Source organism: Methylophilus medardicus, assembly GCF_006363955.1.
Taxonomy (GTDB): domain Bacteria; phylum Pseudomonadota; class Gammaproteobacteria; order Burkholderiales; family Methylophilaceae; genus Methylophilus; species Methylophilus medardensis.
In genome coordinates this window covers 71,279-95,530 of sequence record NZ_CP040948.1, presented here as the reverse complement: position 1 = coordinate 95,530, position 24,252 = coordinate 71,279, and the positions used below count along the sequence as shown (strand labels likewise).

Here is a 24,252-nt window from a genome sequence, read left to right as displayed (position 1 = left end):
TGACAATATTGGTTCGCACACAGTCATAGACAATCGGGCGTTGTTTATAGACAATACCTGAATGACACAACAATACAAAACCCCCGTTTCAGCCCTTATTTTGATTTACACGCTCGATTTACAAGTATTGTTAATGGAGCGCGCAGACAGGGTCGGCTTCTGGCAATCGGTGACCGGCAGTCTCGAGGCTGGCGAAACCCCTTACCAAGCCGCGATTCGAGAGGTCAAAGAAGAAACTGGGCTGGATGCGCTGGCGTACGACTTTCAGGACTGGCAAATCAGCAATGTCTACGAAATTTATCCGCACTGGCGCCATCGTTATGCGCCGGGTGTCATTGAAAATACCGAGCATCTGTTCGGGTTATGCCTCCCCTCGCCACTGCCCGTCACACTCGCCCCGAACGAACATACCCGCTATGAATGGGTAGACTGGCGTGTCGCCGCACAAAAAGTATTCAGCTGGACCAATGTCGATGCCTTGCATCGCTTAGGCGCAAAACACCATCAAGTTTTAACCGGCACGAATATGATTGGGATTCAGTCTAATCAGCTGTAAAATAACGTTTTTATCGTACCGGGCTTGGCCCATCCACTTTAAGCATGCAAACAGCCACCATCCAATTTGATAAATTTCAGGCCGCCAAGGACGATGATTGTCAGGCGCGCATTCTGGCAGCCCGCGAAAAGCTGGGCAAACGACTGGTGATTCTGGGTCACCACTATCAGCATGAGAGCGTTTATCGCCATGCTGACTACACGGGTGACTCACTCAAGCTCTCTAAATATTGTGACAGCTTGGATGCCGAATATATCGTCTTTTTAGGGGTGCATTTCATGGCCGAAGTGGCGGATATTTTGAGCCGTCCCGAGCAAATTGTCGTGCTGCCTGACCTTGCTGCCGGTTGTTCGATGGCAGATATGGCCAACTTGGCTAAAGTGGAACGTAGCTACCGTGAGCTGAGCAAGGTACTCGACTTTGATCAAACCATCACGCCGGTCACTTACATCAACTCCGCGGCGGACTTAAAAGCGTTTTGCGGCGAACACGGTGGCATCGTTTGTACCAGCACCAATGCACCAAAAATCCTCGAATGGGGATTTAGCCAACGCGAAAAGATTCTGTTCTTCCCCGACCAACACTTAGGTCGCTGGAGTGGTTACAAAATGGGGATTCCGTTGGAACAAATGCCGGTATGGGATCCAGATCTGCCAATGGGCGGCCTGACTGCGCAACAAATCAAAGACGCCAAGATTCTGCTATGGAAAGGCCATTGTTCGGTGCACCAGATGTTCCGCAAACAAAACATTGACCAATTTCGAGCCCAGCACCCAGACGGCAAGGTGATTTCACATCCTGAAACCGCGTTTGAAGTGTGTATCAACTCAGACTACGTAGGCTCGACCGAATATATCCTACGCACAGTGAGTGAAGCCGAGCCGGGCAGCAAATGGCTGGTAGGCACCGAATTAAATCTAGTCACACGTCTTGCCGACGAGATGAAACCGCAAAACAAACTGGTGCAGTTTATGAGTCACGTTGTATGCGAATGCTCGACCATGGCGCGTATCGATCCGCAGCACTTAGCCTGGTGCCTAGAAAACCTGGCTGAGGGCAATATCGTCAACCAGATCAAAGTGCCCGAACACGAAGCCAAACTCGCCAAACTCACCCTGGATAGAATGCTGGCAGTCTCATAATGGCTGATTGCCCATTGTGCCAAACCAGCCCGCACGACCTATTGTGGCAAGATGACTTTTGCCGGGTGGTCTTGTTACAGGATGCAGACTATCCAGCCTATTGCCGCATTGAGCTATTGGCGCATATCAAAGAAATGACCGACCTGCCGCCTGCACAACGCGCGCGGACGATGAAAGTGGTGTTTGCGGTCGAAACAGCCATACGTGAAGTGATACAGCCGGACAAAATCAACTTGGCCAGCTTGGGCAACAAAACGCCACATTTGCATTGGCATGTGTTACCCAGGTTCGAAGGTGATAGACACTTCCCCAATAGCCACTGGGGAGCGCCCATGCGGGATTCCGAGGCGCAGCCACTGACCGAGGCGGTCAGGGATGCATTGCAGCGGGTGGTGACTGAGCGGGTTAAATGCGCGCTTGAAAGCTAGCCCTGCTGCTTGCGCATGCCTGCCGCCGCTAGCTATGCCGCCTGACCAATCTGCCCACACCCCGCAACCAGCCCAACAAATCATCCACATAGGTATATAACACCGGAATCACCACCAGACTGAGCAAGGTGGAGGTGATGAGGCCACCAATCACGGTGATCGCCATCGGTGCACGGAAGCTGGGGTCTGCGCTCCAACCAAGCGCGATTGGCATCATGCCGGCCGCCATGGCGATGGTGGTCATGACAATCGGCCTTGCACGTTTATGGCAACCATCAATAATGGCGTCAAATCGGTTCAACTGGCGTTCTTTGCGCGCCATAATCGTGTATTCAACCAACAAAATGGAGTTTTTGGTCACCACCCCCATCAGCATTAACAAGCCAATCACACTTGGCATGGAGAAACTATTGTGCGTGACCAGCAGCGCGAAAAAGGCACCGCCCAAGGACAAGGGCAAGGCGCCGAGAATAGTCACTGGTTGTAAAAAGTCACCAAACAGTAATACCAGCACCACGTAAATGCACATGATGCCAATAATCATCGCACCACCAAAGCTGTTAAACAATTCATTCATGCGCTTGGCGTCGCCCGCTTCCAGCTGTCTGACGCTGGGCGGCAGATTTTGCATCGCAGGGAGTTGTTGGACTTCACGCAATACTTCGCCAATCTGACGCTTGTTCAACTCAATATCAAAGGTGACATTACGCATGCGGTCCATGCGGTCAATCTGCTGCGGCCCACTCCCCATCCGCACGGTGGCGACCGTTTGTAAACTCACACTTCCATTGCGGGCAGGCACGCGCAGTTGTGCGATCTCTTGCAGACTGGTGCGCACGCTAGGGCCTAAACGCACCCGAATCGGCACCTGACGCTGCGGCAAATTTAATTTTGGCATGGTGTTGGTGAAGTCGCCAGACGTCGCCACACGGATGACTTGTGCGATGGACTCTACGGTCACCCCTAACTCGGCTGCCTTGTCGATATCTGGAATAATCTGCACCTCAGGCCGTTGTAAACTGGCGCTAGAAGTGATGTTGCCTAGGCCTTTTAAGGTGCGTAATTGTTGCTGCAATTGCTGGCTAGCGCTGGTGAGGGCGTTCGCATCATCACTGGCCAGCGTGATTTGCAGTTTTTCACCCGATTCGCCAATCCCCACGGTGACCCGCGCCCCTGGCAATCGCTGCAGTCGTTCGCGCAAGTCGGCTTCAATATCAGATTGTTTTTGCTTGCGCTGGCTGCGATCAGTCAAACTAATGACCAAGCTGCCTTTACGCACATCGGTGCTGTTACGCGAGGCATTGGGACCGCCACCGCCAGTGCTGGCGGTGCCTGCCGCGCTAAAGACGGCCTTGACTTCAGGATGTTGTTTGACGATTTGCTCTGCCATTTGCATCACTTGTCGCGTTTGCGCTAAAGGTGTACCCGGCTGTAACTCAATATTTACCTTGGTCTGGCTGCTGTCAGAGGAGGGCACAAAGCCTTTGGGCAACAATGGCATCAGGCTGAGCGAGCCCACAATAAACAGCACAAAGCCCACCATCACCGTTTTACGATAGCGTAAACACCAAGTGACCCAGCGCAAGTACACACGCATCGCTGTGCCATCTTGGGCTTCTTGCACCGGATGCGGCTTCAAGAGGTATGCCGACATCATCGGCGTCAGCAGTCGTGCGACCACCAAGGAGCCCATGATGGCAATCGCTGCCGTGATGCCAAACTGTTTAAAAAATTTACCAGGAATCCCCCCCATGAATGCGGTGGGTAAGAAAATTGCCACCAAGGTAAATGTGGTCGCAATCACGGCAAAACCAATTTCGTCAGCCGCCTCCATCGCGGCCTGATAAGGGGTTTTGCCCATCCGCAGGTGACGCACAATGTTTTCAATTTCAACAATCGCGTCATCGACCAATATCCCCACCACCAAAGCCATCGCTAGCAAGGTGAGTACGTTGAGCGAAAAACCAAAATACTGCATAAAGGCAAAAGTGGGGATCATGGACAAGGGTAAGGCGACTGCTGCAATCAGGGTCGCTCGCCAATCCCGCAAAAACCACCACACTACTAAAATCGCCAATAAGGCACCTTCATACAATAAATGCATGGAGCCTTCGTAGTTGTCTTCCACCGGTTTGACCATGTTAAAGGCTTCAATGATGCTCACTTGCGGATGCAACTGCTTAAACTTGACCAAGGCCGCACGCACCTCTTTAGCAACCGTAACCTCACTGGTGCCTTTGCTGCGCGTGATTTCAAAGCGGATCACCGGCTTGCCATCATAACTGGCATAGGTAGTGCGTTCGGCGTAAGTATCCAGCACCTCGGCGACCTGCATCAGCTTGATATGACGGCCATCCCCCAGCGGAATATCAAGCTGTCGGACTTCATCCGCGCTATGCAAAGCACCTAGCGTGCGTACAGATTGAATATTGTCTCCGATATCGCCACGTCCGCCAGAAGCGTCCTGCTGCACACGCTTGAGCTGTGCCGATACATCACTGACATCTACGCCTAAACCCGCCATCAAGGTGGGATCCAGATTGACTTGCACCTCGCGGTCTACGCCGCCGGTGCGCGTGATTTTGCCAACGCCATTGACTGCCAGCATGGCTTTGCTGACCTCATTGTCGACAAACCATGACAGCTCGCCTTCATCCATATTTGGCGCCGAGGCGACATAGGTCAAAATCGCACCGCCAGAAGTGGTTAACTTAGATACGGTGGGCGTTGTCACAGCAGCAGGCAGTTCTGAGCGTGCGCTATCGACCGCATTGCGTACCAGGTTCAACGCCTCTTCGCTGTTGGTATCAATCGTAAACTGCACCGCGATACTGACACTGCCATCTGTGATGGTGGTCGTCATGTGCTCAATCCCACCGATGGTCGCTATCTTGTCTTCAATCTTACGGGCGACTTCGGTTTCGAGTTGCGGCGGTGCAGCACCTTCAAGCGTAGCCGCAACCGTAATGACTGGTAACTCGATATCCGGAAAGTTTTGCTTGCCTAACTGGTTCAGGGATTTCAGACCAAGCACACTCAATACCAAAAACAGCAAAATAGCCGGCACCGGGTGACGAATTGACCAAGCAGAAAAATTCATTGTTATACTCCGCGCTTGGCCAGGACGACCACGCTCACCGTATCACCATCATTTAAAAAGGCGCCACCACTCAACACCAACGAGGCTTCGGCAGCCACCCCACTGAGCAATTCGATCAACTCGCCGCGCGTGCGACCGGTTTGCACCTTGCGCTGAATTACTTTGCGCAGGCCTCGGCTGTCTGCAGGGGTCAACTCAAACACATAAGCAAAGCCATCACGGTAGGTCACCGAGCCCAAGGGTACCGCAATGCCCTGTTGCTGACCAATATCTACCTGACCTTGCACATACATGCCGGGTTTGGCACTGTCTTTGGGGATATCCACATACACCAAGGCATTGCGTGTATTGCTGTCAACCGTCGGTGAAATCAGGCGTACCTTACCGATGACGCTTTTGTCGCCGGACAACCGCAAGCGCACAGCTTGGCCCGCATGCAATGCGTTTTGCTGATCTGCATTGATCTCACCCCGCCACTCAATGCGGCCCTGGCGCACCAACCGGAACAACTCTGTGCCCGCAGACACCACATTGCCCAGATTGGCTGAGCGAGATGAAATCACACCATCGTCTGGAGCCACCACTTTGGTTTGACGTAAGCGGATTCTTTGGTTTTCCAGCTCTGCTTCAGACAAGGCTAAATTCGCTTTGGCCGTTTGTTCAGCAATCACGTATTCATTAATTTTTTGCGCAGACAAGGCACCACTGTCTTTAATTTCACGCGCGCGGTCGGCATTACTTTTTGCCTCGGCCAAGGCCGCTTTATCTTTTTCAACGGTGGCGAGTTGTTTTTGTAAATCTGCTTTAACTGTCTCATCGGCTAGCAAGATGAGAGGCTGGCCTTTGCTCACCTGGGCCCCCACATCAGACAACACTTGTTGAATGCGCAAACCAGTGATTTCTGCACTCACCAAGGCTTCTTGCCATGGAAAAATACTGCCATTCATTTCGAGTGTCTTCGGCCATTGCACGATGGCCGGCCGTGTCATTTCGACACTCAATGCCGCTTTGGTCGTCTGGCCGGGGGTGTTTGACTGATTTGTCGTTTGGCGCTGGTCGCGTTTTTCCGCTAACTTCGTCTGATGCAAGGGATGTTGCCAAAACCAGAAGCTGAGCCCGACCAACAATGCCGCCACTAATAAAAATGTAATCTTTTTTGTCCGTTGATTTGCCATGCTTCTTACCTTTTTTCGATGGGTTTCAGTGGCGGTTTAACCGTATTCTGCGTTTCCAGCCAATCGCCGCCAAATGCCTTATATAAGGCGATCCACTGAAGGACGCGATTTTTTTGCTGCGTAATCAAATTCAACTCAGCTGTGATTTTTTGGCGACGCGCATCTTCAAGCGAGAGCAAATCTAGGCCCCCAGACTTCCAGTTGATTTCTGCGGCTGAAAAATATTGCTGATATTGTTGGGCACTCGCCTGCTCAGACTGCGCACGACGACTTGCACTATTCAGATTGACCAAGGCCTGCTCGACCTCTTTCACCGCATTGCGCACATCTTGTTGATAAGTGGCCAATAGGCTATCAAAATTAGCACGGGCTTCAGCCAGATCAGCGCGCAAAGTGCCTCCATCAAAAATCGGCAATTTCAGGCTAGGGCCATACGACCAGGAGTCGGTGCGCGTGACCGTGCCATTAAAGTTGGTCCGGCGATAGCCAATTGAGCCCGTGAGGCTCAAACTCGGGTAAAGCTGGGCTTTCGCCACACCAATGTTGGCACTTGCTTCAGCCAGATTGCGCTCATCGATTGCCAAATCGGGCCGACGCACCAGCAACTGCGCTGGCAAGGTCTCGACGTCAAACATGGCGGGTTGTGGCAATGTTTGCGGCCCCTGCGCCAATTGCATGCGCAAGCTGGCTTCGGGCTGATTGGTTAAAGCGACCAGCGCTTTGATCAGGCCGTCACACTCTGCTTGCTGACCATCCAGCGTCGATTCACTGGCGCGCGTGGCCGCCTCGGCTAACGCCAAATCTGCTGGCGCAGTAAAGCCTGCTTTGGCAGAAATGCCGGTTAAGCGCGCTGTTTCTGCCCGCGAATCCAAGGCTTGTTTTAATGCAGCCACCGAGGCCTGACAAGCGCGATAATTCACATAATTATTTGCGACTTCAGCCGCTAGGGTCAGGCGCGCATCATGCCATGCAATTTTCTTGGCCTCGAGCTGTGCTTTGGCTGCTTGTTTGGCCGCTTTTACCTTACCAAACAAATCGAGCTCCCAACTCGCATCCAACGAAATCGAGTCGACCTCAATGGTGCTGGCTGGAAAAGCGCCGCCGCCGCCGCCTTTGCTTTTGTTGATGCTGCTGGTGCTAGAGAGGTCAGGAATCCCTTGCGCCCGGGTAGACTGCACATTCGCACGCGCCACCCGGATATTTGCCAGGGCAATGTCTAGTGAGGGATTATCCTGCTGCGCATCAGCCAACAGTTGGTCTAACACCGGATCATGAAACTGTGCCCACCAATTTTTCAGCCCGTTCACAGAGCCGTCATGCGGGCGTGGCGTTTGCCATTGTGCCGGGGTGGCTAAAGGCGGGCGAATATATTCATCAATCACCGAGCAACCAGCCAGCGGTAATAATAACCACCACCAGTGCTTTATATTAATGCCCAACATTTTGCGGCTCCATTCCCTGCAACCCCTTTAAAAACAATTGCACAACAAATTGAATATGCGCTTCAACATCCCAATCGGCAGGCTGCATGCCAAACAAAGCCCTTCTTCTAGGCCCAGATATCAATAGCTCGCAATAGGACTCTGCCGCCAGCAGAAAATTCTGTTCGGGCAGCTGTCCCTTGCGCGCATAGGTGCTAAAAACGTCTGCCAACATTTGATGGATACGCTCGGGGCCCACCACTGTCATCGCCCGCGATAGCTCTGGCAAATGGGCTACCTCGGCCACGGCTATCCGAAAGAATGACAGCATCCGGGGCTCTAGCACTCGGTTCAAAATAAACCGGCCGATATCAGTGAGCACCTGCTCCAACGATTGCTGCTGCAAATTTTCAAGCTGAAACATCGCCGACACATCCTGCTCCACCATGTGCTTCATTGCCGCAATCAGCAGTTCGTATTTATTACTAAATCGTTTGTAAATGGTCCGTGTTGACACACTACAGGCAGCGGCAATACGCGCCATGCTGGTATTAGCCACGCCTTCTGTCATAAAAATATGCAGGGAATGCTCCAATAAATGGGCATGTCGCTCTTGCGCCGTGCCTGACTTTGGGCGGCCAACTTTGACTTTACTGGCGATTTCGATCGGTGTGGACATGAAAACGTGCAATATCCCTTAAATAAAAACAAAACGTTTCATTTTTATTTTAAGGGCTTTTTGATAAAAAACAAGGCATTTATTGTATCTAGCCGCATACAAGCACGCCCACGACCCGCTTGGCCTGTTCAGGGTTTGCTATACTCGCAGCACGATTCATCCCAATTGCAGACAAACATGGCACTCAAATCCACCATTTATAAAATCGATGTCAATATCGCCGACATGGATAGACATTATTACCAACAACACAGCCTGACGCTGGCAAAACATCCCTCCGAGACCGATGAGCGACTGATGGTACGCCTGCTTGCCTTTGTGCTGTACGCAGAAGAAGCCTTGCAATTCGGCAATGGACTCAGTGATGAAACTGAACCTGATCTATGGCAAAAAGATTTGACAGGCGCGATTCAAACTTGGATTTGTGTTGGCTTGCCAGATGAGCGTGAAATTCGCAAAGCCTGTGGCCGCGCTAATCATGTCATTCAAGTGCTTTATGGTGGCCGCACAGCCGAAATGTGGTGGGCGCAAAACAGCAAAGCGATGCTGAAGTTAAACAATGTCACGGTAATTAATCTGCCAGAAACTGAACAACTGAGTGCTGCCGCTGCACGCAACCTGTCAGTAAGCTTTACGATTCAAGATGGTCAGATACTGGTCAGTCACGATGGCGGCAGCTTCGAAATCAGCCCAGTGATTTTAAAAGAATAACCCCCTAAAAAACAAAACCCCGCAAATGCGGGGTATGTTCAAGGGCTGTGTTGTTCATTGATCTGATAGCGCTCGAATGCATGGACGCTTTTTTAGATGCATCTAATGGTGTGTATCGTAGCCTTTATCTGGTGTGCTAGTCACAATACCAGCCCTCCCACTCTGCCTCTAGGCTTTGCGGCTTCGCTTCCAAGTCTTTACCGTAGGGGCGCTAGCCAGTAAAGTTTTTCTGATGCAGGTTACGAACATCAGTTTCATTTTCAGATAAGTTACTTGCATGCACATTGGCAACCAATCCGAATGCCATCATTTCCGCGATGCGTAATTTACGCATTGTTTGCTGCTTGATTACTTGAGAGTCAATAGGTCCACTCAGGTTTACCTTGAGTGGGCCTTCACCCCCAATCACCATTGACTAAAAAGCACGTTTTCCAATCATGTGCAATTTCATCGTGTGCTGCTGTTTCAGTGCCTGTTCTTGCCCAACCACCAGCGAAGCGCCCACCCAAGGCTGTTCAGCATCCGCTTTCGCAAATACCAGAGGATTTACATATGGGCGCTGACCCGCAAAGTTTTTGTGATGCAAATTACGGACTCCGGCATCACCGCCTACCTCTGCCGCTTGCACATTCACCATCACACCGAAGACCATAAAAACTGCCAATAAGAGTTTGCTCATTTTAATGCTCCTTTATTTGTAAATTTTTCAATCGTGCCCTGTCATCATCGCAACAAGGTTTAATCATGTTTGCACAACAGGCTGACAACAACCTGACTAATAGGCACGTTTACCTATCATGTGCATTTTCATTACCTGCTGCTGTTTCAACGCGTTGTCTTGCCCAACCATCAGTGAAGCACCCACCCAAGCCTGCTCAGCAGCAGTCTTGGATGCCACTAAAGGCTGCGCATAAGAACGCTTACTCAAAAACTGTTGCGCATGGGTATTACTTGCGACATTGACTGCATGCTCAGATGCCATCGCTGGCAAAGTCATGGCTAAACCAGAAACTAAAACGGATGCAAAAATGATGTTTCTCATGCGATCTCTCCTTGAATGAACGGTATGTGATTGCTGTCTTCTCGTTTACAGGTTTGTTCAATCACGATGCATTGCATTTTGCATTCATCAAGGCAAGAATGAATCTCTCGATATAGGTAGTTCGGTATATACCTAACGGCATATACGATGGCGGATGGATGCGCTTTGAATTCGCTAAATAATGTATGGAAGTTAAACCAGCCACTGAATCTATCGAGTAGGCACGCAATGTTTTAAGCGAATACGCGTCGATCTTAATTCGCTTGCCGCAAGGCATCGGCGACCATGGTTAATCTAGATGTGCTAACACCAAACATAGGCATGTTGGATGTCATCTTTCATATTGAATAGCCGTTTAGGGAAGGATCTGACGGTTTTGTAGTGAATAGAGCGACTATATTCATAGAAACGAATGCGAGGTTGGTAATGGCTAACATCAAACGTACATTCTGCATCGATGGAAAAGGCTTACTCAACGAAGCTAAAGCACCAAACTAAGCAGATGCGAGCGCTATCGTATCGAGACCAGACTCAACGTTCATCCAATCTTCCAATCCATACATTTTTTAGCTTCACCAGCTTGTATCCAAGGCCAGCGCCTTCATTTGAGAGGGCATCGAGAAAAAGTGACAGCCTTCTGGATTTAATCACGGTGTAGAACGTAAGCAGACTGACCGGGATAAATACGATGCTGAAGTAACCTAATTTTTCCAGCAAGCTGGACTGTGTCAAATCAATCAGATTCATGCCGAGCAAGCCGGTGGTCATGGTGCCGATTAAGCCCAAAATGGTGACCACCGTCAGCCGAACCACGGTATCGGCTTGACGTTTGATCTCTTCACCTTCGAGATACTCCGCCATGTCCATAATCCTGCGACGGGTTTTTTCGAACAAGCTGACAGAATCCAGCTGCCTAAGCATGAGCGCAAACAGATCTTTGGCCACGGCTTGGTCAGAAACCGTCTCAAACCAATAGCGGTGGGTAAATCTTAAAAACACGGCCGTGGCATTGCGGATGCGATGACGGAAATTCTTCACCGAGTCCTCACTCTGAATGTCGAGGCGACTGATCGCTTGCACCATGCGGTCAGAGAGCATCAGTAAAGCCGCTTTTTGAAAGTGCGCAATTAAAAACAGCAAAAAATACTGGTTTTGATAGTGACGTTTGATGCCGGTTTTCTCATTAGTAAATACACGATGCTGCTGGCTACCCACCACCACAAAATTTTGTCCAGTGCACATGATGCGGGTGCTGCTCCAAGCATCCTGACGACTTTCATCCCAATAGCGGTCGTAACAATTATGTTTTTCAAAATCCTGCAAAAACTGCTCGGTAAAAGGCAGCGTATCGGAATTCCAAGGCTGGCAGACCAAACCGAGTCGAATCAGGTCACCCCGACTTAGTTGACGCACATCGTCAAACGACAGATAAGCCATCAGTGGCATGCGCTGATATTCAATTTCACGATAACGTAAGTCACCCGCCTGATCTGAATAATGCGGCACCAAAGGCTGTAACAATGCCAACCAGTGCAACGAAACGCAAGGCACATGATTCTCTTTGACATAAGCAAGGTAACGCTGCTTATCCTCATAATCAGAACGTGCAATCACCTGCCCATGCGCATCCAGCCATTCAATCCGCTTGGCGCAGTGGCCACCCTCACCGGTGTCATCCCAATAGTTCGGGTAGGTGCGGCCTAGGCGATACATCACCTCCATGGCCGCATGTAACGGCAGATCTTTTCCGGTGACCTCAAAGGCCAGCATGGCCACATCAATGTCAAAAAAGAAATACAACTCGACGTGCGAAACGCGCAACATCAAGGGTTCGATGTCGTCTTGGAGCGTGATGCGCACTAGTGAAATATCATTGCGGGTGAAAATATGAATGGGCGACTCACCATAGCCGCCAGCTTCTCGGCCATGCTTGCCCTCACCGTATAGAAAGCGCTGCGCGAACGGTAAAAAAGTGACGAATTCTTGATAACGGGTTTCGCTCAGATGAGGAGAATGTTGTAAAAACTCATCCTGAATCTCGGTCCAAGGCGTGTTGGGTGCGGCTTTCAGCAATTGCCATGGATGCTCCACGGCACGGCCTTGATGCTGTTCAGTCATTAACTGTATCGGCCACAACAAGGTTTGTCGAAAATCCCGCACGATACTGCTTTGTAGATTATCCGCCATGCCATATGCCTCAGCCGCTTTGTAGATCTTGGACTATAGCGCGCCATGCAGGCCGAGAATCGATCAATAAACGTGGAAAACACATGCCAAATAGTCGCGTGAGCGCCAGTCGACCAAACCGAGTAGTCGCGTAAGCGCTGATCGGCCAAGGCAAACCGTGTCCAACAAGCAGCATTTTTAAGATGTTGCGGCTCGCATGCACATAAAAAAGCCAGCATCACTGCTGGCTGTTTAGCGCTGTCCGGCATTACACCTTTTGATAGACTTCGCTGCCTTTTTTCACAAACTCGATCGCTTTTTCTTGCATGCCTTTTTGCAGCGCAGCTTGCGCATCCACCCCTAATTTATCCGCATAGTCGCGCACGTCTTGCGTAATTTTCATTGAGCAGAAATGCGGACCGCACATGGAACAGAAGTGCGCTTGTTTAGCGCCCTCTTGTGGCAAGGTTTCATCGTGGAATTCTTTGGCCTTTTCAGGATCCAGACCAAGATTAAACTGATCTTCCCAGCGGAACTCGAATCGCGCCTTAGAAAGCGCGTTATCGCGAATCTGCGCGCCGGGATGACCTTTGGCCAAATCCGCAGCGTGGGCGGCAATTTTGTAGGTAATGATGCCGACGCGCACATCTTCTTTGTCTGGCAAGCCCAGATGCTCTTTAGGGGTCACGTAGCACAGCATGGCACAACCGTACCAGCCGATCATGGCGGCGCCAATGCCAGAGGTAATGTGGTCATAGCCAGGCGCGATATCCGTGGTCAAGGGTCCCAATGTATAAAATGGGGCTTCGCCACAATGCGCTAGTTGCAGATCCATATTTTCTTTGATCAGGTGCATCGGCACATGGCCGGGGCCCTCGATCATGCACTGCACATCGTGCTTCCAAGCGATTTGGGTCAGTTCGCCCAATGTTTTCAGTTCGGCAAATTGCGCTTCATCGTTGGCATCATAAATAGAGCCAGGACGAAGGCCATCCCCCAGCGAGAACGACACGTCATATTGCTTCATGATCTCGCAGATGTCTTCAAAGTGGGTGTATAAGAAAGACTCTTGATGATGGGCCAAACACCATTTCGCCATGATGGAGCCACCGCGTGACACGATACCGGTCATCCGCTTCGCCGTCATTGGAATGTAAGCCAGACGCACGCCGGCATGGATCGTGAAATAGTCAACGCCTTGTTCGGCTTGCTCGATCAAGGTGTCGCGGAAGATTTCCCAAGTTAGATCTTCGGCTTTACCGTTCACTTTTTCCAGTGCTTGATAAATCGGCACTGTACCAATAGGCACCGGTGAGTTACGGATGATCCACTCGCGAGTTTCGTGAATGTTTTTACCAGTGGAAAGATCCATCACCGTATCGCCGCCCCAACGTGTCCCCCAAACCATTTTTTCGACTTCTTCAGAGATCGAAGAACCCAACGCGGAGTTACCAATGTTGGCGTTGATCTTGACCAGAAAATTACGGCCAATAATCATCGGCTCAACTTCTGGATGGTTGATGTTCGCCGGAATAATCGCGCGGCCACGGGCGACTTCATCGCGTACAAATTCGGGTGTAATCACCGGAGGAATGCTGGCCCCAAAGTGGTGGCCAGGATGTTGGGTTTGCAACAGATCACTCATGTTTTCACGGCGCTGGTTTTCGCGGATAGCAATAAACTCCATCTCTGGCGTGATGATGCCTTTGCGCGCGTAGTGCATTTGGCTGACGTTTTGGCCGGCTTTGGCACGCAGTGGCTTGCGATGCAGATTAAAGCGCATTTGTGACAACTCGGGGTCAACTAAACGCTGATGACCAAACGCAGAAGTGGGTCCATCCAGTTGCTCAACATCGCCGCGCTCCATAATCCAAGTCGCACGCAAGGCTGGCAAACCATTTCGAATATCGATATCGACGTTAGGGTCCGTGTACGGGCCTGAAGTGTCATACACTACAACAGGCGGATTAGTATCGCCGCCAAAACTAGACGGCGTATCGCTCAGTGAAATTTCACGGAATGGCACCTGAATATCAGGGCGGGAACCTTGCACATAAATTTTGCGCGATTTGGCAAAAGGTTTGGTAGCGGCTTCGTCAACTTTAGCATCTGCGTTGACAAACTTGATATTTTTATCAATGGCGTTCATTGGGCATCCTTAATAGAAAGAACGTAAGGATGCGATAGCTTGCATTCCCTACGGCGGTATGACCCGCATCAGGTTCGAAGGGTATTTCTCACTGCAAAACCTTAAATAAATGAAGGCTATGCAGACCCCTAGCAATGCATGGATTGTGCGGCAAAACGCTTGATAAGGCAAGTACAAACAAGTGGCGCGTGTGTTTTTGCACAGTGCGCTTTGTGCAGACGACCATTGGATTGATAAGCAACCCATGGCAACTGATCTTTTAGCCACTGTGCGGTTGGCGAATCGATGAATTGCGGTCTCTAGCGCTGGTTTATCCAGATTTAGTTATTGTGCTGGGTGCCGATAAAGAGTCATGTGCTTAGCAAAGGTGCTCGGCACATGTCGTAGAGACTTTTAATTTGAAATCCATACTGGAGATCACGATGAAAAAAATCGCGCTACTTGCACTGGTAATGATGACGGTATTCTCAAATGTGTCTTTTGCAGACGAACACTGCAAAGATCACCATGACAAAGAGCATTGCAAATAATTCTGATCCAAAAACTCAGAGCGTCGTGTCAAAAATAAACCCCGCCAAAAGCGGGGTTTATTTTGCATGCAATAAGAGGCTTAATTAGCCCAACATTTTTTTCAGCAACTCGTTCACTTGCGCAGGGTTGGCTTTGCCTTTAGAAGCTTTCATGCACTGGCCCACCAGCGCATTAAACGCTTTCTCTTTGCCCGCTTTGTACTCATCAACCATGGCTTGATTGGCAGCCAGCACTTCGGCAATGATCGCCTCAATGGCCCCAGTATCAGAGACCTGCTTGAGCCCTTTGGCCTCGATAATCGCGTCCACGTCACCCTCGCCAGCCCACAAACCCTCAAACACCTGCTTGGCCGCATTATTTGAAATCGTGTGGTCGGCAATGCGTTTAAGTAAGGCCGCCAATTGCACCGCAGCAACCGGACTATCCGTAATGGCTTTTTCTTCGGCATTCAGTTTGGCAGACAATGCACCCATCACCCAGTTTGCCGCTTGCTTGGGCTCTGCGCCTGCGTCGACAACCGTCACAAAATAATCTGCCACGCTTTTAGCTGCGGTCAGTGTGCTGGCGTCATAACTCGACAGTTGGTACTCGCTTACAAAACGCGCCTGCAAGACTTGTGGTAGTTCAGGCATGTCGGCCCGCACGCGCTGTTTATCGGCCTCGGTCACCGCTAGCGGTAACAAGTCGGGGTCAGGGAAGTAACGATAATCGTTGGCCTCCTCTTTGCTGCGCATGGCACGCGTCTCACCCGAATCCGGGTTAAACAGCACGGTCGCCTGTTGAATCTTACCGCCGTCTTCTAAAGTCTCAATTTGCCACTGTGTTTCATACTCAATGGCCTGCTGCATAAACTTAAACGAATTCAGGTTTTTGATTTCGCGGCGTGTGCCGAGTGTATCGCTGCCTTTGGGGCGCACAGAGACGTTTACGTCACAACGAAAACTCCCTTCTTGCATATTGCCGTCGCAGATGCCTATCCACTGCACCAGCTCGTGTAGTTTTTTCGCATAAGCCACGGCCTCCGCAGCGCTGCGCATATCAGGCTCGGTGACAATCTCAAGCAAGGGGGTACCTGCACGGTTTAAGTCAATACCGGACATGCCCTCTACCGCGCCGTGCACCGATTTACCAGCATCCTCTTCGAGGTGGGCACGCGTAATGTTGACCAGTTTTTCGTAGGCCTCTGCGTTTTTACTTGCTGGCACCTGAATCATCAATTTGCCTTTGCCGACCACAGGCAGCTCAAACTGGCTGATCTGATAGCCTTTTGGCAAATCGGGGTAAAAGTAATTCTTGCGGGAGAAGACGCTGCGTGACGCGATTTCAGCGTCGATGGCCAGACCGAACTTGATGGCACATTCGACCGCTTTCTTGTTCAGCACGGGTAGCACACCAGGTAAGGCAATGCTGACTTCACACGCTTGGGTGTTTGGTGCAGCGCCATACGTGGTCGAGGCACCACTGAACTGCTTCGAATGCGTTTGCAACTGTACGTGGGTTTCCAACCCGATCACGACTTCCCACTGCATTTAAATTCCCTCCGGCATACGTGTGTGCCAGTCTGTCACTTGCTGATAGGCATGGCCGACGTCGAGCATGCGCGCTTCATCAAAATAATTACCAATAATCTGCAACCCCACTGGCAATGCCTTGCCCTCTGTGCTCGTCGCGAACCCTGCCGGAATACTCATGCCTGGTAAGCCCGCCAAATTAACCGCAATGGTGTACAAGTCCTCGAGGTACATGGCGACTGGATCATTGGTTTTCTCACCCGCCTTAAAGGCCGTGGAGGGGGCAGCGGGTCCCATGATGACATCACAATGCTTAAAGGCTTCGACAAAGTCTTGCGCAATGAGGCGGCGGATTTGTTGTGCTTTTAAGTAATACGCATCGTAGTAGCCTGCGCTCAGCACATAGGTGCCAATGAGAATACGGCGCTTGACCTCGGCACCAAAACCTTCGGCGCGGGACTTCATGTACATTTCCATGAGGTCGTCATACTCAGCGGCACGGTGACCATAACGCACACCGTCGTAACGAGACAAGTTGCTGGAGGCCTCAGCCGGCGCCAATACATAATAAACAGGAATAGAGAGATTGTTGTTTGGCAGGCTAATATCGACAATGTCAGCCCCGAGTTTTTGATACTCGGCCACAGCAGTTTCGATCACTTTGGCGACGTCGGCACTCAGGCCTTCAGCAAAATATTCCTTGGGCAGACCAATGCGCAGGCCTTTGAGTGGCTGCTCGCCAGTCATCGCCGATAGGCCACGCGTGTAGTCTTCTTTCTCACGGTTGACGCTGGTCGAGTCACGCTCGTCAAACCCGGCCATGACGTTCATCATCAAGGCACAATCTTCAGCAGACTTGGCCATAGGACCGGCCTGATCCAGCGATGAGGCAAAGGCGATCATGCCGTAGCGTGACACCAAACCGTAGGTCGGCTTTAAGCCCGTGAACCCACACAGCGACGCAGGTTGACGAATGGACCCACCCGTGTCAGTGCCTGTGGCGGCGGCACACAAGCGAGCGGCCACTGCGGCAGCAGAGCCTCCCGAGCTACCGCCAGGGACACGATCAAAATCCCAGGGATTTTTCACGCCACCAAAATAGCTGGTTTCATTCGATGAGCCCATGGCGAACTCATCCATATTGGTTTTCCCCAGATTGACGGCGCCGGCCGCGTCAAATTGGCTGATCACATGCGCGTCATATGGGGAAATAAAGTTTTCCAGCATTTTTGAGCTGCAGGTGGTGCGCCAGCCTTTCGCACAGAAGATATCTTTCTGCGCCAATGGGATGCCTGTGAGCGGGCCTGCGTCGCCGGCGGCAATGCGTGCATCGGCGGCTTTGGCTTGGGCCAGCGTTTTTTCTTCGTCTAAGGTGACGTAGGCATTGATGGTCGGATTCAGCTGCGCCATGCGCTGCAAGTAGGCTTGAGTCAACTCGACACTAGAGATTTGCTTGCTGGCCAACTGCTGGCCCAGCTGTTTAAGACTGCTGTTGATCATAGTTTTAACCGTTAAATCGCGTGAGACACACACTGTTATTCGATGACTTTGGGCACCAGGTACAAGCCATCCTGGGTCGCCGGGGCAATAGATTGAAACAGCTCACGCTGGTTGGTTTTAGTCACCACATCTTCACGCAGGCGCTGTGTCACATCTTGCGAGTGCGACATCGGCGTGATGCCGGTGGTATCCACGGCTTGCATTTGCTCGATTAATCCGAGGATGCCGGAGAGTTTGTGGAGGGTTTCTTGCGCCTCATGATCACTGACCTCGATACGGGCCAAGTGAGCGATGCGCTTGATATCATCTAGATTCAGTGCCATGTCAGGTTAATTGTCTGTAAGATTTTGAAAGCACATCTTAATTTCATGTGCGATTTGCGCTATTATACCTTGATTTTATGCCGCACCCAGCGGGCAGTTCTAAAGTCGGAAACTTCACAGGATAAAACATGTTCGGTTCACTCAACAGCTACTTCTCCAATGACCTTGCCATTGATCTTGGCACTGCCAACACCCTCATCTACGTGCGTGGTAAGGGCGTGGTACTGGATGAACCATCGGTGGTGGCGATTCGTACCGAGGGCGGCCCTAACGGCAAAAAAGTATTGCTAGCCGTCGGCTCAGATGCCAAAAGCATGCTGGGACGGGCACCGGCTAACATTCAGGCCATTCGTCCAATGAAAGACGGCGTGATTGCTGACTTCACCGTCACCGAGCAAATGCTGAAGTTTTTCATTCGCAAAGTGCATGAGTCCCGTTGGTTCTCGCCTAGCCCTCGCATTATTATCTGTGTGCCGGTCGGCTCCACACAAGTAGAACGCCGCGCGATCAAAGAATCTGCCGAGCGCGCTGGTGCTAAGCAGGTGTTTCTGATTGAAGAACCCATGGCGGCGGCAATTGGTGCAGACATGCCGGTTGCCGAAGCCACAGGCTCGATGGTAGTGGATATCGGTGGTGGCACTACTGAGGTGGGCGTGATTTCTTTAGGCGGCATTGTGTATGCGAAGTCTGAGCGTGTCGGTGGTGACAAGTTCGACCAAGCCATCATTGACTACATCCGCCGCAACTACGGCATGCAAATCTCCGAGCCAACGGCTGAAGCCATCAAGAAAAAAATTGGCTCTGCCTTCCCAGGCTCAGAAGTGCTCGAGATGGAAGTGACTGGCCGTAACTTGGCAGAAGGTTTGCCACGCAAATTTACAATCTCTAGCAACGAAATTTTAGAGGCATTGACCGAGCCGTTAAACGCCATTGTCGGTGCGGTGAAATCTGCGCTCGAGCAAACCCCACCCGAACTGGGCGCTGATATTGCCGAAAAAGGCATGGTACTGACTGGCGGCGGCGCATTGTTGCGTGACCTTGATCGCTTGCTGGTAGAAGAAACCGGCCTGCCAGTGATTGTGGCTGAAGACCCGTTGACCTGTGTCGCACGCGGCTGTGGTCGTGCCTTGGAAGAAATGGACAAGCTGGGCAACGTGTTCGCTAGCGAATAAGTCGGGGCACAGTTGGCGCGTACCCGATCATGCTAAAAGGCATTCACCAACAGCTGGATCCGCAGGAGAGCCCGGCCTTTTTTATACAGGGCCCCAAGCCTTTCTCGCGCCTGATGTTTTTTTGTACTCTATCGCTGGTCATGATGGCGGTGGATGCTCGTTTCGACTACTTAAGCCAAGTGAGGCAGTGGTTTAACACGGCATTGCATCCACTCGAAGTACTGGCCAGCGCACCCAATGAGTGGGGCCGCAACATCAACACCTACTTCACCTCCCATAACCAGCTCATCCAAGATAACTTTAAACTCAAGCAACAAGCACTGATAGACAACGCAGCTTTGCAGCGATTGGCTACCGTGGATGCTGAGAACGCCCATTTGCGCACATTGTTGGCTGGCGATGCGCCCATCATCCCGCAAGCCACGCTGGGGGAAGTGCTGCACATGGGGCGTGACCCGTTTAGTAACATTATTACTTTAAACCGCGGCAGCCGACATCACATCACTGCGGGGCAAGCCGTGGTCGATGAGCAGGGGGTGATTGGGCAAATTACCCGCGTGTATACCTTTACCAGCGAAGTCACGCTGATTACGGATAAAAAACTCTCGATTCCGATTCAAATTGAACGCAACCAGTTGCGCGCCATTGCCTTTGGCGAAGGAAAACGCAACACGCTGGATATTCCATACTTGCCGACCAGCGTTGATATTAAAGTCGGTGATAAATTGGTCACCTCAGGCATTGACGGCGTCTATCCCGCAGGCCTAGCCGTGGCTGTGGTCACGCAGATCAAGCAAAGCCAAGACTCGCCATTTGCTAAAATCATTAGCCGGCCCATTGCTGGTGTGAATAACCACAAACATGTGTTGATTTTAAAAATCCCGGACACCCCTGCGGCTACCCCATCGACAGAAAACAAACAGGTGCTGCCGCGCAACAACGCCCAGCACCTCGATCAATCTGTGGTTGAAGTACTGCAAAAAAATAATGCTGCGGTAGACCCGCACCCGGCCACTGAAACGCCCGTGTTAGATGCCCCGAGCACCGAACCAGGCGTGGCCGCCACGCCACTTGGCACGACGATGACTGCGCCGGATACTGGCACCGCCCCTATTGCACCGGAGCATCCATGAAACCGGTTAAATTCAGCACCTTTTTGTTCACCATGCTGGTCGGCTTGATCTTCCAGTTATATCCTTGGTCGAATGCGGGCGTGATTATCCGTCCTGACTTTCTGTTGGTGATCATGCTCTACTGGTTGCTGCAGGCGCCTTATCATTGCAACATTGGCTGGGTATGGTTTGCTGGCTTACTGGTCGATTTATCGACCGGTAGCTTACTCGGCCAACACGCCCTCACGTTTGCTATCACGGGCTTTTTGGGCCTGATCTATCAGCGGCGGCTGGTGCTGTTCAACCCTTGGCAGCTCTATTTATACGTCATCTTTTTGTTTGGAGTGCAGCGCGGGCTGATTTTATTGCTTAAACTATTTGCTGGCAGTGAAGTGCCCGATTGGACTTACGCGTTGCCGGTGGTGTCGGACCTGATCCTCTGGCAATGTATGGTTATCTGGTTTGGCGAATTGACTCGCCCGAAGAAGTTATAAGCGCATGGGCTATAGCACCGAACTCAAAAACCATCAAAACGAACAGCAAAAATTTAAAGTTCGTCTGGTTTTTCTGATATTAATGGTATTGAGCGCGTTCTCTGCGTTGCTTGGCCGTTTTTATTACCTGCAAGTGTTTCGCTACGATTACTACCAGACGCTGGCAGAAAACAATCGTATCTCGATTGTGCCGATCACGCCGAATCGCGGCCTGATTTCAGATCGCAACGGCATCATTCTTGCCCACAATTTTTTTGTGTATACGCTCGAAATCACCCCCTCTAAAACCGATGGCCTGCAAGACACCATTACTGAACTGGGCAAACTGGTCGAAATATCTGCCACGGATTTAAAGCGCTTCAAAAAATTGCGCGCACAAAGCCATACCTTTGAAAGCATTCCAATCCGCACCCATCTCAATGAGTACGAAGCTGCGAAGTTTGCCGTCAATCGCTTCCGTTTCCCCGGCGTTGAGCTCAAATCACGCCTGTTTCGCCACTACCCCTATGGCACGTTGGGCACCCATGGTATCGGCTACATCAGTCGTATCAATGAAAATGACCTCAAACAGCTCAAAGAGAATAATCAGCTGTCGAATTACAAAGGTACCGAACACATCGGCAAAGCCGGCGTCGAGCAAGCTTACGAAGCTGATTTGCACGGTATTACTGGCTTTCAGCAGGTAGAGATTGATGCCGATGGCCGCGCAGTGCGCGTACTTTCTAGCGCCTCGCCCACTTCTGGCAACAATATCGTGTTGTCGATGGACGCCAAATTACAAGAGATCGCCGAACATGAGTTTGCCGGTCGCCGCGGCGCGCTGGTGGCGATTCAACCCAAAACCGGCGAAGTGCTGGCCATGGCCAGCATGCCGTCATTTGACGCCAATCTGTTTGTCGATGGCATTGATTTTGATAACTGGAACCTGCTCAATAACTCGCCCGATAAACCCTTAATCAATCGAAGCCTCAAGGGAATTTACCCCCCCGGCTCAACCTTTAAACCATTTGTTGCACTGGCAGGCCTCGAGTCTGGCAAACGCCAGCCGCCCTTCACCATCAGCGATCCAGGGTTTTTCACGCTGCCTAACAGCCGCCATCATTATCGCGATTGGAAACCTTCGGGGCATGGTGCGGTGGATATGCGTCGTGCCATCACCGTGTCGTGTGATACGTTTTTCTATGGCCTCGCGGTAGAACTCGGCATTGAGCGCTTAACCGATTTTGTACGCCATTTTGGTTTTGGTGAAAAAACAAATATTGATATTCAGGGCGAACTGTCTGGCCTACTCCCTACGCCGGCTTGGAAACAAAGACGCTTTAAGCAGCCTTGGTATATGGGGGAAACCGTGATTGTTGGCATCGGCCAAGGCTATACCTTGGTGACGCCCATGCAGCTGGCATATGCAACGGCGACCCTTGCCAACAACGGCCAAGCGATTCGACCACATCTGGTGAATGCGATCGTCAACGCCAAAACCAACCAGGTCAAACTATTGCCACATACCATCGCTGACCAACTCAACCTCAATCCGCAGAACCTAGAGATTGTGAAACTAGGCATGATGGATGTCACCCGGCCCGGCGGCACCGCCGCGGCGGTGGGCGCCAATGCAGGCTATGACATCGCGGCAAAAACCGGTACGGCGCAAGTTGTAGGCATCAAACAAAACGAAAAATATAACGAAAAACTCATCGCTGAGCGCCATCGCGATCACGCATGGTTTATCGCCTACGCGCCCGCAGAAGATCCCAAAATAGCCGTCGCTGTGATTGTTGAAAACGGCAGCCATGGTGGCTCAACAGCGGGGCCGATTGCCCGCAAAGTGATGGATTACTATTTATTGGGTAAGATCCCGGTCGACCCGACTGCCCCAACCGTTGCACCTGAAGCCACGGTAGCCAATGCGCCAGAAGTAGAGGAGGAGCCCCATGATTAGACAATGGATAGGCCATTTTATTAGGCACATCGACTCCATTTTACTGGCAACCGTGCTCATGGTATTGGTGGTAGCCTTAATGGTGCTTTATAGCGCTTCTGGCCAATCGTTGGCCAAGGTCAATGCTCAATTGATCAACATCGTCGTGATGCTCGGCGTCATGTTTTTGGTGGCAAATACCCAGCCACAACATATTGAGCGAATTGCATTGCCGGCCTATCTGCTTGGCCTTGCCTTGCTGATTGCCGTCGCACTGGTGGGTGACATCAGCCACGGTGCTCGGCGCTGGTTAAATTTGGGCGTCACTAAAATTCAGCCTTCGGAGTTAATGAAGCTGGCTGTCCCTATCATGTTGTCTTGGTATTTTTCAAAGCGTGAAACCATGCTTAAAACCGGCGATTATCTCGTGGCTGGTATCATCCTGCTGACACCAGTGCTATTGATTGCAAAACAACCCGACTTGGGGACGGCCACGCTGGTGTTTGCTGCCGGGTTTTATGTGATTTTTCTTGCGGGTCTGAGCTGGAAATTTATCTTTGGTAGCGCTGTTGCATTCGGCGCCGCATTACCGATTCTGTGGTCGATGCTGCATGACTATCAGCGGCGCAGGGTCGAAATTCTAATCGACCCTAGCCAAGACCCGCTTGGCGCTGGTTACCACATCATTCAGGCAACCATTGCGATTGGTTCTGGTGGCAGCACCGGTAAAGGTTGGCTGAACGGCACCCAATCTCAGCTGGATTTTGTGCCCGAGCGGACGACAGACTTTATTTTTGCAGTGTTCGCCGAAGAATTTGGCTTGGTTGGCTGCAGTCTGTTATTACTGTTGTTCACCATCATTATTGGCCGTGCGTTTATGATCGCCTCACAAGCCAAAAGCACATTCTCGCGCTTGTTAGCAGGCAGCATTGCCGCCACCTTTTTCACTTATTGTTTCGTCAATATGGGCATGGTGAGCGGCATTTTACCGGTGGTCGGCATCCCTTTGCCACTTGTCAGTTACGGCGGCACCTCACTACTCACACTGGGGCTCAGCTTGGGATTACTGATGAGTGTTCAATCACACAAACGACTCGTAGCCACCGATTAATACGCACAATA

The 24,252-nt window shown here is 51.2% G+C and carries 21 protein-coding genes and 1 riboswitch; of the genes, 9 read left to right on the top strand and 12 right to left on the bottom strand.

From position 1 onward, the window contains the following. Positions 1–61 precede the first annotated feature (61 nt). The 3 genes from nudB to FIT99_RS00420 are packed head-to-tail and all read left to right on the top strand — an operon-like array spanning position 62 to position 2,126. Complete coding sequence (nudB, locus tag FIT99_RS00430; RefSeq protein WP_140001908.1) at positions 62–556, top strand: dihydroneopterin triphosphate diphosphatase; 495 nt, start codon at positions 62–64, stop codon at positions 554–556. Positions 557–600: 44 nt separating this feature from the next. After that, positions 601–1,698, top strand: coding sequence for a quinolinate synthase NadA (gene nadA, locus FIT99_RS00425; protein ID WP_140001906.1), 1,098 nt, complete (start codon positions 601–603; stop codon positions 1,696–1,698). Next, positions 1,698–2,126, top strand: a complete 429-nt coding sequence (locus FIT99_RS00420) for an HIT family protein (RefSeq protein WP_140001904.1) — start codon at positions 1,698–1,700, stop codon at positions 2,124–2,126. Before nadA ends, FIT99_RS00420 begins: the two co-directional genes overlap by 1 nt. A 28-nt stretch (positions 2,127–2,154) precedes the next feature. Here the strand turns inward: FIT99_RS00420 and FIT99_RS00415 are convergent, their stop codons facing one another. Genes FIT99_RS00415 through FIT99_RS00400 form a run of 4 tightly spaced genes read right to left on the bottom strand, consistent with a single transcriptional unit; the run spans position 2,155 to position 8,501 of the window. Beyond that, entirely contained in the window at positions 2,155–5,226 is a 3,072-nt protein-coding gene (locus FIT99_RS00415; RefSeq protein ID WP_140001902.1) for an efflux RND transporter permease subunit, read from the bottom strand. A 2-nt stretch (positions 5,227–5,228) separates the two neighbouring features. Continuing rightward, a complete protein-coding gene (locus FIT99_RS00410; protein WP_140001900.1) occupies positions 5,229–6,401 on the bottom strand; it encodes an efflux RND transporter periplasmic adaptor subunit in 1,173 nt (390 codons plus the stop codon). Positions 6,402–6,406: 5 nt separating this feature from the next. Further along, positions 6,407–7,843, bottom strand: a complete 1,437-nt coding sequence (locus tag FIT99_RS00405) for an efflux transporter outer membrane subunit (RefSeq protein ID WP_140001898.1) — start codon at positions 7,841–7,843, stop codon at positions 6,407–6,409. Beyond that, positions 7,830–8,501 carry a TetR/AcrR family transcriptional regulator gene (locus FIT99_RS00400; RefSeq protein WP_140001896.1) on the bottom strand — a complete coding sequence of 224 codons (672 nt, stop codon included), beginning with the start codon at positions 8,499–8,501 and terminating at the stop codon, positions 7,830–7,832. The genes FIT99_RS00405 and FIT99_RS00400 overlap by 14 nt, the downstream gene beginning before the upstream one ends. Before the next feature lie 177 nt (positions 8,502–8,678). Here FIT99_RS00400 and FIT99_RS00395 point away from each other — a divergent pair, with 177 nt between their 5' ends. Beyond that, entirely contained in the window at positions 8,679–9,212 is a 534-nt protein-coding gene (locus FIT99_RS00395; protein WP_140001894.1) for a YaeQ family protein, read from the top strand. Between the two features lie 211 nt (positions 9,213–9,423). On the opposite strand, the gene FIT99_RS12535 is transcribed toward FIT99_RS00395, so the two are convergent. From FIT99_RS12535 to gatC, 8 genes are all read right to left on the bottom strand, one after another. After that, complete coding sequence (locus tag FIT99_RS12535) at positions 9,424–9,546, bottom strand: hypothetical protein (protein ID WP_262982136.1); 123 nt, start codon at positions 9,544–9,546, stop codon at positions 9,424–9,426. An 81-nt stretch (positions 9,547–9,627) separates the two neighbouring features. Beyond that, complete coding sequence (locus FIT99_RS00390) at positions 9,628–9,891, bottom strand: hypothetical protein (protein ID WP_140001892.1); 264 nt, start codon at positions 9,889–9,891, stop codon at positions 9,628–9,630. 96 nt (positions 9,892–9,987) lie between these two features. After that, the gene (locus FIT99_RS00385) at positions 9,988–10,254 is read right to left on the bottom strand and encodes a hypothetical protein (RefSeq protein WP_140001890.1); all 267 of its coding nucleotides are present in this window, start codon (positions 10,252–10,254) and stop codon (positions 9,988–9,990) included. Positions 10,255–10,785: 531 nt separating this feature from the next. After that, positions 10,786–12,441, bottom strand: a complete 1,656-nt coding sequence (locus tag FIT99_RS00380; RefSeq protein ID WP_140001888.1) for a hypothetical protein — start codon at positions 12,439–12,441, stop codon at positions 10,786–10,788. Between the two features lie 247 nt (positions 12,442–12,688). Next, a complete protein-coding gene (gene thiC, locus FIT99_RS00375; RefSeq protein WP_140001886.1) occupies positions 12,689–14,569 on the bottom strand; it encodes a phosphomethylpyrimidine synthase ThiC in 1,881 nt (626 codons plus the stop codon). A 27-nt stretch (positions 14,570–14,596) separates the two neighbouring features. Beyond that, positions 14,597–14,709: riboswitch (TPP riboswitch) on the bottom strand. A 474-nt stretch (positions 14,710–15,183) separates the two neighbouring features. Further along, positions 15,184–16,629 (bottom strand): Asp-tRNA(Asn)/Glu-tRNA(Gln) amidotransferase subunit GatB, encoded by a 1,446-nt coding sequence (gene gatB, locus FIT99_RS00370; RefSeq protein WP_140001884.1) that lies wholly within the window; start codon positions 16,627–16,629, stop codon positions 15,184–15,186. Continuing rightward, positions 16,630–18,111 carry an Asp-tRNA(Asn)/Glu-tRNA(Gln) amidotransferase subunit GatA gene (gene gatA, locus FIT99_RS00365; protein WP_140001882.1) on the bottom strand — a complete coding sequence of 494 codons (1,482 nt, stop codon included), beginning with the start codon at positions 18,109–18,111 and terminating at the stop codon, positions 16,630–16,632. A gap of 35 nt (positions 18,112–18,146) precedes the next feature. After that, positions 18,147–18,434 (bottom strand): Asp-tRNA(Asn)/Glu-tRNA(Gln) amidotransferase subunit GatC, encoded by a 288-nt coding sequence (gene gatC / locus FIT99_RS00360; RefSeq protein ID WP_140001880.1) that lies wholly within the window; start codon positions 18,432–18,434, stop codon positions 18,147–18,149. A 128-nt stretch (positions 18,435–18,562) separates the two neighbouring features. Here gatC and FIT99_RS00355 point away from each other — a divergent pair, with 128 nt between their 5' ends. The 5 genes from FIT99_RS00355 to rodA are packed head-to-tail and all read left to right on the top strand — an operon-like array spanning position 18,563 to position 24,241. Further along, on the top strand, positions 18,563–19,606 hold the full coding sequence (locus FIT99_RS00355) for a rod shape-determining protein (protein ID WP_140001878.1): 1,044 nt from the start codon (positions 18,563–18,565) through the stop codon (positions 19,604–19,606). A 29-nt stretch (positions 19,607–19,635) separates the two neighbouring features. Beyond that, on the top strand, positions 19,636–20,739 hold the full coding sequence (gene mreC, locus FIT99_RS00350; RefSeq protein WP_140001876.1) for a rod shape-determining protein MreC: 1,104 nt from the start codon (positions 19,636–19,638) through the stop codon (positions 20,737–20,739). Further along, positions 20,736–21,212, top strand: coding sequence for a rod shape-determining protein MreD (mreD, locus tag FIT99_RS00345; RefSeq protein ID WP_140001874.1), 477 nt, complete (start codon positions 20,736–20,738; stop codon positions 21,210–21,212). Before mreC ends, mreD begins: the two co-directional genes overlap by 4 nt. Positions 21,213–21,216: 4 nt before the next feature. Continuing rightward, positions 21,217–23,151 (top strand): penicillin-binding protein 2, encoded by a 1,935-nt coding sequence (gene mrdA, locus FIT99_RS00340; protein ID WP_140001872.1) that lies wholly within the window; start codon positions 21,217–21,219, stop codon positions 23,149–23,151. Continuing rightward, positions 23,144–24,241 (top strand): rod shape-determining protein RodA, encoded by a 1,098-nt coding sequence (gene rodA / locus FIT99_RS00335; RefSeq protein WP_140001870.1) that lies wholly within the window; start codon positions 23,144–23,146, stop codon positions 24,239–24,241. Before mrdA ends, rodA begins: the two co-directional genes overlap by 8 nt. The last annotated feature ends 11 nt before the right edge of the window (positions 24,242–24,252 follow it).